Source organism: Aeromonas sp. ZOR0001 (assembly GCF_000801015.1).
GTDB lineage: Bacteria > Pseudomonadota > Gammaproteobacteria > Enterobacterales > Aeromonadaceae > Aeromonas > Aeromonas veronii.
The window spans coordinates 180,980-196,605 of the sequence record NZ_JRJY01000110.1 but is presented as its reverse complement, the minus strand read 5'-3'; the positions used below and the strand labels follow the sequence as shown (position 1 = coordinate 196,605).

Annotated in this window: 13 protein-coding genes; 11 read left to right on the top strand and 2 right to left on the bottom strand. The window is 59.3% G+C overall.

Going from position 1 to position 15,626, the window contains the following annotated elements; translation table 11 throughout:
* Positions 1-159: 159 nt before the first annotated feature.
* A complete protein-coding gene (locus L972_RS15260) occupies positions 160-1,176 on the bottom strand; it encodes a porin (protein WP_047439250.1) in 1,017 nt (338 codons plus the stop codon).
* A 396-nt stretch (positions 1,177-1,572) separates the two neighbouring features.
* Here L972_RS15260 and dinG point away from each other — a divergent pair, with 396 nt between their 5' ends.
* The 3 genes from dinG (at position 1,573) to L972_RS15245 (ending at position 5,525) form a co-directional block, all read left to right on the top strand.
* Complete coding sequence (dinG, locus tag L972_RS15255) at positions 1,573-3,645, top strand: ATP-dependent DNA helicase DinG (protein ID WP_047439248.1); 2,073 nt, start codon at positions 1,573-1,575, stop codon at positions 3,643-3,645.
* Positions 3,646-3,787: 142 nt separating this feature from the next.
* Positions 3,788-4,447: a YccT family protein gene (locus L972_RS15250; protein ID WP_047439246.1), complete on the top strand. Its 660-nt coding sequence runs from the start codon at positions 3,788-3,790 to the stop codon at positions 4,445-4,447.
* Between the two features lie 181 nt (positions 4,448-4,628).
* Positions 4,629-5,525, top strand: a complete 897-nt coding sequence (locus tag L972_RS15245; RefSeq protein ID WP_047439244.1) for a histone deacetylase family protein — start codon at positions 4,629-4,631, stop codon at positions 5,523-5,525.
* Positions 5,526-5,660: 135 nt separating this feature from the next.
* Here L972_RS15245 and ylqF read toward each other — a convergent pair whose 3' ends face one another.
* Positions 5,661-6,611, bottom strand: a complete 951-nt coding sequence (gene ylqF / locus L972_RS15240; protein WP_005334061.1) for a ribosome biogenesis GTPase YlqF — start codon at positions 6,609-6,611, stop codon at positions 5,661-5,663.
* Positions 6,612-6,934: 323 nt separating this feature from the next.
* On the opposite strand from ylqF, the gene L972_RS15235 reads away from it, so the two are divergent.
* The 8 genes from L972_RS15235 (at position 6,935) to L972_RS15200 (ending at position 15,611) form a co-directional block, all read left to right on the top strand.
* Positions 6,935-8,332 (top strand): alkaline phosphatase, encoded by a 1,398-nt coding sequence (locus tag L972_RS15235; RefSeq protein WP_005334065.1) that lies wholly within the window; start codon positions 6,935-6,937, stop codon positions 8,330-8,332.
* Between the two features lie 11 nt (positions 8,333-8,343).
* Positions 8,344-9,735, top strand: a complete 1,392-nt coding sequence (locus L972_RS15230; RefSeq protein ID WP_047439240.1) for an alkaline phosphatase — start codon at positions 8,344-8,346, stop codon at positions 9,733-9,735.
* A gap of 72 nt (positions 9,736-9,807) precedes the next feature.
* Entirely contained in the window at positions 9,808-10,494 is a 687-nt protein-coding gene (locus L972_RS15225) for a hypothetical protein (RefSeq protein ID WP_047439268.1), read from the top strand.
* An 82-nt stretch (positions 10,495-10,576) separates the two neighbouring features.
* A complete protein-coding gene (locus L972_RS15220) occupies positions 10,577-11,314 on the top strand; it encodes a substrate-binding periplasmic protein (protein WP_047439238.1) in 738 nt (245 codons plus the stop codon).
* Positions 11,315-11,559: 245 nt separating this feature from the next.
* Entirely contained in the window at positions 11,560-11,955 is a 396-nt protein-coding gene (gene rnk, locus L972_RS15215) for a nucleoside diphosphate kinase regulator (protein WP_005334070.1), read from the top strand.
* Positions 11,956-12,147: 192 nt separating this feature from the next.
* Positions 12,148-12,738: a transcriptional regulator UhpA gene (gene uhpA, locus L972_RS15210; protein WP_047439236.1), complete on the top strand. Its 591-nt coding sequence runs from the start codon at positions 12,148-12,150 to the stop codon at positions 12,736-12,738.
* Positions 12,735-14,255 (top strand): signal transduction histidine-protein kinase/phosphatase UhpB, encoded by a 1,521-nt coding sequence (gene uhpB, locus L972_RS15205; RefSeq protein WP_047439234.1) that lies wholly within the window; start codon positions 12,735-12,737, stop codon positions 14,253-14,255. The genes uhpA and uhpB overlap by 4 nt, the downstream gene beginning before the upstream one ends.
* A 21-nt stretch (positions 14,256-14,276) precedes the next feature.
* Entirely contained in the window at positions 14,277-15,611 is a 1,335-nt protein-coding gene (locus L972_RS15200) for an MFS transporter (protein WP_047439233.1), read from the top strand.
* Positions 15,612-15,626: the final 15 nt, after the last annotated feature.

The following is a 15,626-nucleotide window of genomic DNA, read 5'->3' as shown; positions in this document are numbered from 1 at the left end:
CACCGGTTTGAGGCCGGTGTCAGGTGATAACTAGATCTGTACAACCTGTGTTTATCACATCGCAGCGCGCTGAGCATACAATACGGGCAATAAGAAAGCTCTTATTGCCCGTTTAATAAACATTATTGTGTTTACCCTAAAGTTAACACACTGCACTCATTAGAATGCGTAAAACAGACCTGCATATACAACATCATCGCTGTTCACTTCGGCATTTTCGAATACATATTCGCTGTATGCCAAGAAGTTGCTGGTGAAGTTGTAAGTCAGACCCAATGTGGTGTAGATGGCACGCTCATTGGTCTCTTTAGTCTCGGCGTTGTTGTAAACAACATACGGAGTCCAAGCATCCACATTGTAGGATGCGGCAAGCTCGTAGCCACGAGTCTTCTCTTCGTTGTCACCTACACCATAGTATTTAACTTTGGAATTGCTGTAAGAGGCACCCAGGTAGAGGCCTTCCAGGGTATAGGAGGCACCCAGACCCCAATCTTTCTTGCTTTCAGCACCGTCAGTATTGGTGACTGTCTCATTGAACTCTTTTTGCTCCAGACCGGCAATCAGCGCCAGACCGAACGGGGCTTCGTAGCCCAGTTTGGCGGCGTAGCCACGATCCAAGTCGCCTGTCAGCTGAACAATACCGTTATTGCTTGCGACATCTTTATAACCGGTATTGGCAGTAATATAGCTTGCGCCGAAGGAGACACCGTTCCACTGGCCATCGTAACGAACCTGACCTTCCTGACGGCCATCGTAGACACTGGCCAGGCCAGAGTTTTCATTCGCAATATCAGCCTTGTTGATAACGTCGTTGAACACGGTATCCAGCTGACCAAAACGGATCATACCAAACTGGGATCCATCCAGACCGACATACACTTCACGGGAAGTAATGTCATCTTCTTTAGTATTACTTTCGCCAGATTTGTTTGAAGTCAGCTGCCACTCACCCTTGGCCAAGCCAGACCAAGTGTCGTTCAGGGCAACTTTGGCGCTCAGACCGATACGTGCACGGCCAGCCAGGTCTTCAGCTTTGTCATCGTGATCACTGGCAAATTGGGTACGCAGGTTACCGGTGATGCCAACTTGAGTACCGTCTTTGTCATAGATGACGGCGGCGTTAGCGGCGGACGCAAACAGAGCCGGGATAGCAATTGCCAGAATTGTCTTTTTCATAGTTTCCAATGCCTACTGTAAGTTAAACACTAAGTCGTTGTTATTCCCTGTGTTAGCGATGTTCTTTGCATCACTATGCCGCCGAGACTAGCACCGGATTTTTTGAACCGCAATGAAAAAACTTGGAACTTTTTATGGAAATCATGGTCACCAAGATGAAAATGTGATGCGCATCTCACTTAAAGCAGAACCAATGGGAAAACGTTTACAATTTATTCTGCTGATTATTTGGACTCAAATAGTCTATTTTGCATGCAAATGACGCTAACTATCTGATAAACAACCAAAGTGGTCTGAACAGCGTAAAACTGCCGTGATAATGGCTGCTGCCTCGACCTCACCAAGGGGTTGCGGGTATCCTTGTCCTTCGATTAACCCCTAACTGGCCTTCTCTTCATGCTCTCTACTCGCCTCAAAGCAACCATTCGTCAAACCTATCGCCAGATTTCGGATGGATTACCCGGTTTTGTGCCGCGCAAAGAGCAGAACTTTCTGGTGGCCGAGATAGCCAAAACCCTGACCGGCGAGTACGACAAACAACGCCGGATCCTGGTGGCCGAAGCAGGAACCGGTATCGGCAAATCTCTTTCTTATGCGCAGGGCGCCATCCCGGTGGCGCGGCTCACCCAGAAGAAGCTGGTGATCTCCACCGCCACCGTGGCCCTGCAAGAGCAGCTGATCCACAAAGACCTCCCTTTTTACCACAGCCACAGCGAGCTGCCGTTTCGTTTTATGCTGGTCAAGGGGCGTCAGCGTTACTGCTGCGAACATCTACTGGAACAGGCAGCCAGTGGCGCCGAGATGGCCAACTTCGAGCTCGACTTTGGCAGTCTGAGCAAATCCAAACCATCTGACAGCGACAAAGATCGCTACCAGGCCCTGTGGCAGGCCTACACCAATGGCAAATGGGACGGGGATCGGGACAACTGGCCAGAGCCCATTCCCGACACTTGCTGGGATCGCATCGCCGCCGACCGCCACACCTGCAACAAGGCTCTGAGCCATCACCAGCACTGCCCCTTTCATCGCGCCCGCAACGACATGGAGAGCGCCGATGTGCTGGTGGTGAACCATGCGCTACTGCTCTCCGATCTCACCATGGGCGGCGGCATCATTCTGCCGCCCCCTGATGAGTGCATCTATGTGCTGGATGAGGCCCATCACCTGCCCACCATCGCCCGGGATCACGGCGCGGCGTCGGCCAGCGTCAAAGGCTCGCGTCGCTGGCTGGAGAAGCTGGTACAAAGTGCAGGCAAGCTGGCGCGGACTATTAATAAGGAGAGCCTGCTCGACCCCCAACTCAAACTGCAGGATGCACTGGCCTCTATCCAGCCCGATCTGAAGGCGGTCGAGCAGTGGCTCAGCGTCAACGATCGGCTGTTTGGCATGGCACCTCACTACCGCTTCGCCGAAGGGGTATTGCCGGATCCCCTGCCCATGCTGGCAGAGAATCTCAAGGAGTCGAGCAAGAAGGCACTGCGGGCGCTGGATCGGATTCAGGGGGCCATAGGTGAAGCGCTGAAAGATGGCGAGATCCGCCGCAAGGAGGCCGAACCCCTGCTGGCAGAGAGCGGTTTTCATCTGCAGCGGCTGGAGAGTTTCTGCGCCCTGTGGGAGATGCTGGGGCGCCATGTGCCGACCGGTAAAACCCCGCTCGCCCGCTGGATGGCCAAGAGCGATGACGGCGATATCTGGCTGCACGCTTCACCGATAGAGGTGGGCTATCTGCTGGAGGAGTGGCTCTGGTCGAAATGTTTGGGGGCCGTGCTGGTCTCCGCGACCCTCACCGCCCTCTCTTCTTTTAGCTATTTTCGCCATCAGGTGGGGCTCAAGGAGCACGACGGCACTCGCTATCTACGCCTGCGCTCCCCCTTTGATTATCAGAAAGCCGAGCTCTATCTGCCCAAGATGGAGCACGAACCCAACTCGCCGGCCTTTACCAACGAACTCATCAGCGTGCTGCCCCGCATTTTGGCGGGCAAGGAGGCGAGTCTGGTGCTCTTTTCCTCCTACCGCCAGATGAATGAGGTGGTGGCGGGACTGCGTGCCAAGGGACTCTCCCTGCTGGTGCAGGGGGAAGCCTCCCGCAATGCCCTGCTCACCTTGCACAAGCAAAAATGCGATGGCGGTCAGGCCAGCATTCTGTGTGGCACCGGCAGCTTCTCGGAGGGACTGGATCTGCCGGGTCACTACCTTACCAATCTGGTGATCACCAAACTCCCCTTTGCCGTGCCCAACTCGCCGGTCGAGGAGGCCACCGCCGAGTGGGTGGAGCAGCGAGGCGGCAACCCTTTCCTGCAACTGACAGTGCCGGAGGCATCGCGCAAGCTTATCCAGGCCTGTGGCCGCCTCATCCGCAAAGAGGCTGATCGGGGACGGGTCACCATTCTCGACCGCCGCCTGCTGACCAAACGTTATGGCAAGGGGCTGCTCGACGCCCTCCCACCGTTTACACGGCGGATCGAGTAAATAAGCCGGCCGCTATTGATAAACAAACTGACAGCCGCGCGAACATCGACCACCAGAAAGAGCCATTGCCGCAGTAGGCCAAACCTGTAAAAATGAGCCCCTGTTTTCAGTGGGCAATCGCCTGACTGTTCAAGGAGATGAAATGAAACTGACTGTTCTGGTACCGGCGCTGGCTGGTCTGTTGTGGGCCGGTAGCGCCCTTGCTGATGCCCAATTGGAAGTGACCACCCCGTATGTCGTCCAGCTGATCGATGGTCAAGCAATCAATCCCTCATTACTCGATAACACCAAAAAGTTTCCACTTAGCGTTGGTAAACATCAGCTCGTGGTTGCATTTGAAGGCAATTATTCTAATCGAGACGAAATCAAGCTGGTGACCGCCGAGCCGCTGGTGCTGAACTTCACCGCCGCCGACAACCAGCAACTGGTGCTGGACTATAAAAAGCCCCGCAACGAAGCAGAAGCCAAGCAGTTTGTCAAAGATCAGAAAGTCACGCTGAAAGACAAGGTCACAGGCCAGCAAGTAAGCAGCGAACAGTTCGTGATGCCGAAAGTAGAAGGCTTCCAGCTGACCCGTGACTATCAGCAAGAGCTGATCAACATGGGCAAAGCATTCAACCAGCCCAAGACCGTCGCCGTCTCCTCTGCTGCCGTGATGGCTGCCGCCAGCGCACCGGTTCAGGTTGCCCCCAGCAAGGCTCAAAGCAATCCGGAAGCGCTGACCCAGTTGCAAAACTGGTACAACAAGGCAGATGCGGAAACCCGCAAAGCCTTCCAGATCTGGGTTATCCAGCAGCAATAAGCCGGACTGAGAGATTGACTGAAAGGGGAGCCAAGCTCCCCTTTTCCATATCCTGCGGTCTCACTCACGACGCGTCTTGATTTGTGCGCTGCCACTTCCCCTTTATATAGGGAGTGTATATATGGATTCATCTGCTGATTTCATATATAGAAAGCGCCACCTTGCCAGGGAGAATGGCACCATGTCGTTGCGCATTTTCTATCACCCCCTCTACTCCTCCCTGACGCTACCCGAGCGCCATCGCTTCCCGCTGGCCAAGTATCAGGGGCTGTTTGAGCACCTGCAGGTGCAGGGTTACCCCCTTGGCGAAGCGCCGGCCGCTACCCGGGAGCAAATCTGTCGCATTCACGATGCCGATTATGTCGCGGCGGCCCTGAGCGGCCAGCTTGAAGAGCGCGCCATCCGCAAGATCGGTTTCCCCTGGTCACCCATGCTGATGGAGCGCACCTTGCGCTCGGTGGGTGCCACCGTTGCCGCCAGCCGCCATGCTCTTGAGCAGGGCTGCGGCTTGCAGATCTCCGGTGGCTACCACCACGCCCATCGCGATCACGGCAGCGGTTTTTGTCTGTTTAACGATTTGGTGATTGCCGCCCAGGCTTGCCTCGACGAGGGGCGCTGTGAACAGGTGCTGATCGTCGATCTCGATGTGCATCAGGGAGATGGCAGTGCGGCCCTGTGCGCCGGACGGCGCGATATCATCACCCTCTCCCTTCATGGGGAGCACAACTTCCCCTATCACAAAACCACCTCTCACCTCGACTTTCCGCTGCCAAGCGGCATGGCAGACGATGCCTATCTCACCACACTGCAACAGGCACTCTCGCTGGCACTGCGCCTCTATTCGCCGGATCTCATCCTCTATCAGGCGGGCGTCGATGTGCATCATGCCGACGAACTTGGTTATCTCTCCCTGAGCGATGAAGGGGTTCGCCTGCGCGATGCCATGGTATTTGACTGTGCAATCAAGCATGGGTTGCCTGTCGCCGCAGTGCCCGGTGGCGGCTATCGCCGCGACTGGCAACAGCTGATCCCGCTTCATATGTCGCTGTTTGAGACGGCGCGCCACCGTTTTGGTTGATGACATGCCTTTATATGTCGGGCACTTCACCAGATAAAACAGAAGAGGCGACCCTGGGGTCGCCTCTTCGTGTTTCGTCATCTGGGTCACACAAGCTCGCTCGTTGTCAGGCAAGCTCGGGACGCCTGAGGATAACTATTTCTGACGCTTGCGGGCGTACTTGCGACGGGCGCGGGCCTGACGCTCCTCTTCCCGCTCGGCCTTCTCTTTGGCTTTTTGCTCGGCTTCAGCGGCGGCTTCGACAATCTCGACGCTCACCATCTCCGGCGTCTCCAGCGAGATGCGGCCAAGCAAACCGGAGCGGAACTCGTTAATCAGGATCTCGGACGCCTTGTGCAAGTCGGCCAGCCCCCCTTTGCGCATAAACGCTCGCTGGCGGGCGATCATCTCCAGCAGCTCGATCTCGGTCTCGGGCAGCTCGTCAATCTGGTAGCGCGCCTTGATCCGCTCCGGATAGGCCTTGATGAAGTAGTCAGCGGCAAACATGGCGATATCGGCATAGTCGAACACCGTGTCCTTGATGGCCGCGGTGATGGCCAGACGATAACCGCAGGAGGGCGGGTTGAGCTTGGGCCAGAGAAAACCCGGGGTATCGGTCAGGATAACGTTGTTATCCAGCTTGATCCGCTGCTGGGACTTGGTCACCCCCGCCTCGTTGCCGGTACGGGCGATGATGCGCCCCGCCAGAGTATTGATCAGAGTGGACTTGCCCACGTTGGGGATCCCCATGATCATCGCCCGCACGCCGCGCAGCTCAAAATTGCGCTCCGGCAGCATCTCATGGCAGAGGGTCAGCAGTTGCTTGATCTTCTCCGGCTCTTGTTGTGTCAACGGCAGCGCCTTGATCCCCTTCTCTTTTTCCATGTGCGCCACCCACAGATCGGTGATCGCCGGATCGGCGAGGTCCGCCTTGTTCAGCACCTTGATCACCGGGGTATCACCACGCAGCTCGGGCACCAGCGGGTTTTCGCTGGAGAAGGGGATGCGGGCATCGAGCATCTCGATGATCACATCGACCTGGGGCATGACCTCGGCAATCTCTTTGCGGGCCTTGTGCATGTGACCGGGGAACCAGTTGATGGACATATCCGTTACTCTCTGTGGGGGCTGCGGGCGCGCGCATGGAACAACAGGCGCTCTGCCGCGGGCATCGAACGAAGGGGGCGCATTTTACCTGCTGCGGGCCTCTTTTGACAGGTCATTCTAACCATCACCTCATCAAATCAGCAAACCGCCGAGGCGGAGCAACCTTGCCGGAAGCGACCGGACCAACTCGCTCAATTGATAGATAACACATTGATATAGTGTAACATTTTCATCACTTTTTCACACAACCGTCACCGATAGTCAGTAAAAGTGTCATCTGCCCCCTCTAGGCTGCGCTCAGGTTTTACAAGGAGCGAACCCCAATGAGAAAAATGGCAGGACTTGCAGTGATGATCGGCGCCGCCCTGGCTGCCGGCTGCAAATCAGACAATGACACGGTGGCGACCAAGCCCGCAGCCCAACCCACCAACGTCATCTTCTTCCTCGGTGACGGCATGGGCCTCAACACCCTGACGGCGGCCCGCATCTACGGTGTCGGCGAAGAGGGTGATCTCACCATCGATACCCTGCCAGAGACGGCCTTTATCAAGACCTTCTCCCACGATGCCCAGGTCACTGACTCGGCCCCCTCCATGGCGGCCTACATGACCGGGGTCAAGAGCAACAACGGCGTCATCAGCATGGACGGCGACGCCACCTATGAGAGCGACTGCAGCAAGAGCGCCGGCAAGCCGGTGACCACCCTGCTGGAGCTGGCCAAAGCCGATGGCCGCGGTACCGGCGTGGTAACCAGCACCCGGGTAACCCACGCCACCCCGGCGGCTACCTATGCCCATATCTGCAACCGGGATCTGGAGGCAGATATCGCCGTCCAGCTGGTACCGGGCGGCAAAGGCTACAACAGCGCCCTCAAGGAGGGACTGGATGTGGTGCTCGGTGGCGGCAGCAGCTTCTTCCTGCCCAAAGCTGACAAGGGCAAGCGGGAGGATGGCCGCAACCTCATCAGCGAAATGCAGGCCAAGGGCTACCAGTTTGCCAGCAATCTGGATGAGCTGAACAAGGCCGATGCGGGCAAGCCGCTGCTGGGCCTGTTTGGTTCCAGCCACATGAAATATGACCTGGACCGCCCCGCCAGCGAGCCGTCACTGGCCCAGATGACCCTGGCCGCCATCAAGCAGCTCAAGGGCAAAGAGAAGGGTTACTTCCTGATGGTGGAGGGGGGCCGTATCGACCACGCCCTGCACGACACCAACGCCAAGCGGGCGCTGCAGGACACCATCGCCTTCGACAACGCCATCAAGGCTGCCATCGACGAGGTGAAAAAGAGCGACCCCGAGCTGAAAAACACCCTGATCGTGGTCACCGCCGACCACGACCACACACTCGTGCTCAACGGCTATGCCAAGCGCACCGGCAAGACCACCGCCGACAACCCCGGCGTACTCGGGCTGGTGAAGAACTACGAGACTGGCGAGCCAAGCAAGGATAGCGAGGGCATGCCCTACACCATCATAGGTTTTGGCAACGGCTACAACCGGGTGGATGGCCCGCGCAGCAGCGTCGCCCCGCTCGACGATGCCACCGTCTCCGCCAATGACTACCACCAGGAAGTGGTGGTCAAGGTGGGCGAGATCGGCAACGAGACCCACGGCGGCACAGATGTCTTCCTCGGCGCCATCGGCAAGGGGGCTGACAGCTTCCATGGCTCACTCGATAACACCGCCGTGTTCGGCAAGATCAAGGCTGCGGCCAAGCTGTAAGGAGCACTTTCATGAACAAACAGATGAATACATCCATCAAGCACACGCTGGTCTGCGCCGCCCTGTTCAGTGCGCTGGGCGCAACCTCCCAGGCACAGGCCGGTGATGCCAAAAACGTCATTCTCTTTATCGGTGATGGCATGGGCCCCACCGTGCTCACCGCCACCCGCCTGTTCAAGGTGGGGGAAGAGGGCAATCTGGAGATGATGAAACTGCCGCGCAGTGCCCGCATCAAGACCTTCTCCAACGATGCCCAGACCACCGACTCGGCCCCCTCCATGGCGGCCTACACCACCGGGGTCAAGATGAACAACGAGGTGATCGCCATGAGCAGCGACACCAAAGCCGTCGCCCCCGGCAAAGACGTCAATGGCAACAAAACCGTCAATAATTGCAGCAGCGATAATGGCAAACCGGTGCCCACCATCCTGGAACTGGCCAAGGCGGCAGGCAAATCGGTCGGGGCCGTCACCACTACCGAGCTGACCCACGCTACCCCGGCGGCTACCTACGCCCACATCTGCCATCGGGATGCTGCCTATGACATCGCCGCACAGGCCGTTCCGGGGGGCGCTGGCTATAACAGTGCCCTCAAGGATGGGGTCGATGTACTGATGGGCGGTGGTGCCAACCACTGGACCCCCTACAGCGCCAGCAACAAGGGCGGTCGCAATGACAACCGCGACCTGACCGCCGAGATGAAGGCGCAGGGGTACAGCTATGTCACCACCCAAAGTGAACTGGCCAAGGTCACCAGCGGCAAGGTGCTCGGTCTGTTCAGCAGCAAATCCCACCTCGACTACGAGCTGGATCGGGTCGCCAAAGGGGCTGCCAATACCCAGCCGTCCCTCTCCGAAATGACCGCCAAGGCGATCGACCTGCTGAGCAAGAACAGTCAGGGTTACTTCCTGATGGTAGAAGGCGGCCGGATCGATCACGCCCTGCACGGCACCAACGCCAAGCGCTCGCTCACCGACGCGGTGGCACTGGATGAGGCGGTCAAGACGGCGCTGGGTAAAGTGGATCTCAGCAATACCCTGATCGTGGTCACCGCCGACCATGACCACACCATGACCATTAACGGCTACTCCGCCAAGGGCAATCCGGTGCTGGATCTGGTGAAAAATGGCGATGGCTCGACCCAGAACGACGTGGATGGCAAGCCCTTCACCACCCTGGTGTTCGGTAACGGCCCCAATCGTGCGGCCGTGCGTCCGGTCCTCACCAGCGATCAGGTGATGGCCAATGACTATCTGCAGGAGACCGGCGTCAAGCTGACATCGGAAACCCACGGCGGCGGCGATGTGATGCTGTTTGCCGATGGCGCCGGCAGCAACCGCTTCAAAGGCACGCTGGATAACACCAAGGTGTTTGGCAAACTGCGGGAGGCGCTCGGCCTGTAAGCAGCAGGGGCCCGGGTGCATCTGAGCAATTGACTCAGCGGCCTGGGCCCCGGCACTTTCGAGCGACAGATGATGATGCGACTTTTGCTTTCGTTATGGCTGCTTGGCAGCACCCTCGCCTTCCCCCTGCATGCTGACGACACGCCCCCGGATCTCGCCGCCCGGATCAGCTATCACGACCGGAACACCGGCAGCGATGGCATCGCCAGAGAGAGTGTCTGGCAAGAGAAGTGGCTGCGCGTGGGCAATCAGGTGTGGAGCCAGCGGCTCATTCCCCTCCCCCTTGCCCGTGCCTATCACGCCACTCACGACGCAACCCCTGGCCACAAGCACTTTACCCACCAGATGGCGGCCCGCTGGGTCAGTCGCAGTGATGAGGGTGAACTTCAGCTGCGCTATGCCGACAGCTGGCACAACCAGCTGGTTGAAGTGCCGGTGGAAGAGTATGGCCAGGTGGCCTTCAAGTCCGACTGGCTGCGGATCCGCCATCTCGTCAACCCGGTGCTGATCGAGGGGATGACTCCACTGGATGAGGCCGCCCCCGAGCAGGCCCGCTGGTATGAAAAGCGCGAAGGGCAGCAACGAACCCGGATTCTCTGGTCGAGTCAGTGGCAGATCCCGCTGGTGGTCGAGTCGGCCAGTCTCGACGGCTATCGCAGCTACCGGATGGAGGTGACCCTGCGCAAGCTGCCTGCTCAGCTCCCCTGGCAGCAACTCGCTGATTACGAAGTGCGCGATCTGCGGGATTTCTTCGACTGAGATCCCAACCCCTCAGCGGGCACAACGACAACGCAGGCAGGAATGTTACACTCTGCATATTCGACTCTGGCTCACGACCTTGATGCGCGCTCTCTGCCTGCCCTTTTTTGCACTGCTGTTATTGCTGGTACACACCGGTGCCCAGGCTATTGTACTGGTGGCGGCCGAGTTGCCCCCTTACGTCATTCAGTCCTCCCATGGTAAACCCAGCGGCGTGGGTATCGAGATCATGGAGGAAGCAGCCCGCCGTCTAGGCGAGCCGCTTACCATCGAGCTGATGCCACTTCCACGTGCACTGACCCAGACAATTCATCGCCCCGATGTCTTGATGATACCGCCCGTGCGAAGCAGTCAGCGAGAGCACCTCTATCAGTGGGTAACACCCATCCTAGATGAGCAGTTTTTGATCGTCAGCGATCGCCGGTTTCACCCAAAAGCACTGAAAAGCAGCGATTTGAAAAACCTTGATGTGGGCGTGCTGCGCTACTCGTTTGGTCAACACCTACTCAAACAACGCATCGGGATCCGGGGAGAGACAGTGGCAGATGAGCAACTCAACGCTCATAAACTCCATCGCGGTCGCATTGATGCCTGGGTCGCCGCATGGAATGTCATCCTGTATGCCCAACAACAAGACAAACGCTCATCACAACAGCTGGTTCGCGGTGAAGTGTTGATGAACACCCAACTGTTCCTGGCCGCTCACAAGGATTTCCCCTTCAAACAGGCGCAGCGCTGGCAAGCCGTAATCGACGAGATGCGTTATGATGGCACACTGGCGCGGATCATCCGTCAGTACAACTATCAGGCTCCTGAGTAGTCACTCAATCGCGGTTGCCAAGGCCGGCCAGAATGGTTATGGTAGCCCCATGAAAATACTCGCTATTTCCTCGCATTTGCTCACACCCTGCTGAGCCCCCGCCTCGCTCCTTCGGCCGCGAGTCGCTTGGGGGCATGGCATTTTCAATCGATTGAACCTGTTGAATCCATTTTTGTAACACTTTGCGTGATGGCCAACCTGCAGCCGCCGGTATGGGCCTATCCGCTATTGATAAGGAATATCTTATGAAACAACCTCATCTGGTTATCTCCAGCCTTGATCTGGACCGTATCGAACAACTGCTCGGCAACCATCCGCAGCATCTGGCCCTGCAAGAGGAGCTGGACCGCGCCGAGATCCGCGAACCGGCCGACATGCCGCCGGACGTAGTCACCATGAACAGCAAGGTACGCTTCAAGATGCAGAGTAGCGGCAACGAGTTCTGCCTCACCCTGGTCTACCCGCGCGATGCCAAGGGCGACGAGAGCAATATCTCGGTACTGGCGCCGGTGGGCAGCGCCCTGCTCGGTCTGAAAGTGGGCGACAGCATCGCCTGGCCTGGCCCGGCCGGTCGCACCATCGAGGTCGAAATTCTGGAAGTGGTTTATCAGCCGGAACGCGCCGGCGAGCTGCACCGCTGAGTCCCCCGGGCTGGTCATCCCCTGTTGATCAGCCCGCTTGCTCGCCCTTGCCAGCTGATCCCGATCAAGCTTTGCGCACCTTGCCCCCCGGTTTTTAGCCCCTTTTCCTGCTGCTGCTTGAGCCTGACTCGGGGGGCAGGTATCTTGTTGGCCGCGTCATGGTCATGACGCACCGAATTTCAGGCTGACATCATGATAAAAATTGCCCTTATCGACGATCACCAGATCGTCCGATCCGGTTTTGCCCAACTGCTCAATCTGGAGCCAGACCTGCAGGTGGTCGCCGAATTCGGCTCCGCCAGCGACGCCCTTGCCGGCCTGCCCGGCAGCGGGGCGCGGGTCTGTGTCTGCGACATCTCGATGCCCGACCAGTCGGGGCTGGAGCTGCTCAAGCAGCTCCCCTCCGGTCTGGCGGTGGTGATGCTCTCGGTACACGACAGCCCGGCCCTCATCGAGCAGGCCTTGCAAACCGGCGCCAAGGGATTTCTCTCCAAACGCTGCAGTCCGGACGAGCTGATCGCTGCCGTGCGCACCGCCGCCCAGGGGGGGTGTTATCTTACGCCGGACATCGCCCAGAAACTGGCCAGCAGTAGCCGGGATCCCCTCACCAATCGGGAGCGGGAGATTGCCCAGTTGCTGGCACAGGGGCTGGAGGTGAAAGCCATCGCCGAGCTGCTCGGCCTCTCCCCCAAGACGGTTCACGTCCATCGCGCCAACCTGATGGACAAGCTCAAGGTCAGCAACAACGTCGAGCTGGCCCACCGCATGCTGGATAGCTGGTGATCTCCCGTTTTGCCAGCTATGTCGCCATCGCGCTGGCGGCCTGCTTCATCTTTGCCGCCGGCTGGTTTTGCCTCTGGAGCATCAGCCTGCATCTGGCGGGCGGCCCGGCGCTGGCGGTGCTGCTGTTCCCCTTCGGCCTGCGCCTCGGGTTGCTGCTGCAAAGTCCCGGCCACTACTGGCCGCCGCTGTTGCTGTGCGAAGGACTGCTGCTCTACTGGCTCAATCTGGAAGTGGGGCTGCCCCACTGGCCTTGGCTGGTCGCGGGCAGTCTGCTGACCCTGCTACCGCTGCTGATTGCCCGTCGCCAACAGGTGCGCAACGACTGGCAGCAACTGTTGCTGCTGCTCGCCACCGTCACGGCGGCGGCGCTGCTGCAAGCCCTGCTCTGGCATCTGGCCGGGGAAGATGGCCTCTCGGCCCTGCTGCTCAGCCTGACCGGCGGGCTGACGCTGACCTCCACCTGCATGCTGATCTGGCACTACCTCACCCGCGCCACTTGGGTGCCGCTGGGGCCTGCGCTGGTGGATCAACCGGTGGAGTGGCGCTTTCGCCATCTGGTCTGGTATCTGTTGCTGTTCGTATTGAGCCTCTGGCTGCAACTGGGATTGCCCAACTCGCTGGTACGCTTCACCCCGTTTTGTCTGGCCATCCCCATCATCGCCATGGCGTGGCGCTACGGCTGGCAGGGGGCGCTGCTCGCCACCCTGATGAACACCATCGCCCTGCTGGCCAGTCAGGCCTGGCACGATCACCCGCTCGATCTGCTGCTCTCCCTGCTGGCCCAGAGCCTCACCGGCCTGCTGCTCGGCGCCGGGATCCAGCGCCAGCGCGAACTCAATCAGGCGCTGACCCGCCAGCTCGCCCATAATCGCCAACTCACCGAGCGGCTGCTGGAGACCGAGGAGAGCATTCGCAAGGAGGTGGCGCGCGAGCTGCACGACGACATCGGCCAGACCATCACCGCCATTCGTACCCAGGCCGGGATCGTGCGCCGCCTCGCCCCCGACAACGCCGGGGTGAGCCAGAGCAGCGCCCTGATCGACACACTGTCGCTCGGGATCTACGACGCGGTGCGCGGCCTGCTCGGGCGGCTGCGCCCGCGCCAACTCGACGACATGACTCTTGAACAGGCGGTACGGGCACTGCTCAGAGAGCTGGAGCTGGAACGTCACGGCATCGTCACCCGTCTGGAATGGCAACTGGCGGATGGGGATCTCTCGGATGCCCAGCGGGTCACCCTGTTTCGGGTCTGTCAGGAGGGGCTCAACAACGTGGTCAAACATGCCAACGCCCACTCGGTCACCATTCGCGCCCGGACCAGCGGCGAGCAGTTGCAACTGGTGCTGGAAGATGATGGCCGCGGTCTGCCGGAAAGCCGCCCGCAACAGGGCTATGGCCTGCTCGGCATTCGCGAGCGGGTACAGGCCCTCGGGGGCAGCTTGCAGCTCTCCTGCATCCACGGCACCCAGCTGACGGTCAACCTGCCCAGTCGCAGACGGGAAGAGAATCATGGCTAATCACCACCAGAGGGCCTGCCTGTGCTGAGTTTTATGAGAAGCGCGCCGCCCCGGCCCCTTATCCGGGATCAGGCCGAGATCGATGCCACCTATCGCCACTGGCGGCTGCACCTGCTGCTGACCATGTATCTGGGCTACGCGGTCTTCTACTTCACCCGCAAGAGCTTCAACTTCGCCATGCCGGACATGCTGGCGAGCGGCATGCTGGACAAGTCCGATATCGGCATGCTGTGGACTCTGTTCTACATCACCTACGGCTGCTCCAAGTTCTTCTCCGGCATCATCAGTGACCGCGCCAACCCGCGCTACTTCATGGGCGTCGGGCTGATGGCCACCGGCGTTATCAACATACTGTTCGGCCTCTCGTCGGCACTCTGGATGTTTGCCGCCCTCTGGGTCGCCAACGCCTTCTTCCAGGGCTGGGGCTGGCCTCCCTGCTCCAAGCTGCTCACCAGCTGGTATTCGCGTACCGAGCGCGGGGTCTGGTGGTCGGCCTGGAACACCGCCCACAACGTGGGCGGGGCGCTCATCCCCCTTATCGTCAGCACCATCGCCCTGCAGCATGGCTGGCGCTACGGCATGATAGTGCCCGGCCTTATCGCCATCATCGCGGGATTGTTCCTCTGCTGGCGGCTGCGGGATACCCCGAGCGCCATGGGATTGCCAACGGTGGGCGAGTGGCGCAAGGATGCCATGGAGCTGGCCCAGCAGACTCAGGATGCGGGACTCTCCCACCGCCAGATCCTGCGCAAGTATGTGCTGGGTAACCCCTATATCTGGCTGCTCGCCTGCTGTTACGTACTGGTCTATGTGGTGCGCACCGCCATCAATGACTGGGGCAATCTCTACATGACCGAGCAGCGCGGCTTCAATCTGATGAGCGCCAACTCGGCTATCTCCATGTTCGAGGTGGGAGGCTTTATCGGCGCCCTGGTGGCGGGCTGGGGATCGGACAAGCTGTTCAACGGCAACCGTGGCCCGATGAACCTCATCTTTGCGGTGGGGATCCTGCTGGCGGTGGGGTCACTCTGGCTGATGCCCTTCTTCAGCTATGTGATGCAGGCGGCCTGCTTCTTTACCATCGGCTTTTTCGTGTTTGGCCCCCAGATGCTGATCGGCATGGCGGCGGCGGAGTGCTCCCACAAGAACTCGGCGGGGGCGGCCACCGGCTTTGTCGGGCTGTTCGCCTATATGGGGGCGGCGCTGTCGGGCTATCCGCTGGCCAAGGTGATGGAGATCTGGCACTGGAACGGCTTCTTCGTGGTGATCTCGGTGGCAGCGGGCGTCTCGGCCCTGCTGCTGCTCCCCTTCCTCAAGGCGCAGGCACCGCGCCCCCAGCCAGCCGAGATAACGTAATACTGGACTGAACAG

Coding starts and splice junctions, on each gene's coding strand:
- L972_RS15260 (WP_047439250.1), bottom strand. CDS start 1,176: ATGAAAAAGACAATTCTGGCAATTGCTATCCCGGCTCTGTTTGCGTCC.
- L972_RS15230 (WP_047439240.1), top strand. CDS start 8,344: ATGAACAAACAGATGAATACATCCATCAAGCACACGCTGGTCTGCGCC.
- L972_RS15225 (WP_047439268.1), top strand. CDS start 9,808: ATGATGCGACTTTTGCTTTCGTTATGGCTGCTTGGCAGCACCCTCGCC.
- L972_RS15245 (WP_047439244.1), top strand. CDS start 4,629: ATGTCGTTGCGCATTTTCTATCACCCCCTCTACTCCTCCCTGACGCTA.
- dinG (WP_047439248.1), top strand. CDS start 1,573: ATGCTCTCTACTCGCCTCAAAGCAACCATTCGTCAAACCTATCGCCAG.
- L972_RS15235 (WP_005334065.1), top strand. CDS start 6,935: ATGAGAAAAATGGCAGGACTTGCAGTGATGATCGGCGCCGCCCTGGCT.
- uhpA (WP_047439236.1), top strand. CDS start 12,148: ATGATAAAAATTGCCCTTATCGACGATCACCAGATCGTCCGATCCGGT.
- ylqF (WP_005334061.1), bottom strand. CDS start 6,611: ATGTCCATCAACTGGTTCCCCGGTCACATGCACAAGGCCCGCAAAGAG.
- L972_RS15220 (WP_047439238.1), top strand. CDS start 10,577: ATGCGCGCTCTCTGCCTGCCCTTTTTTGCACTGCTGTTATTGCTGGTA.
- L972_RS15250 (WP_047439246.1), top strand. CDS start 3,788: ATGAAACTGACTGTTCTGGTACCGGCGCTGGCTGGTCTGTTGTGGGCC.
- rnk (WP_005334070.1), top strand. CDS start 11,560: ATGAAACAACCTCATCTGGTTATCTCCAGCCTTGATCTGGACCGTATC.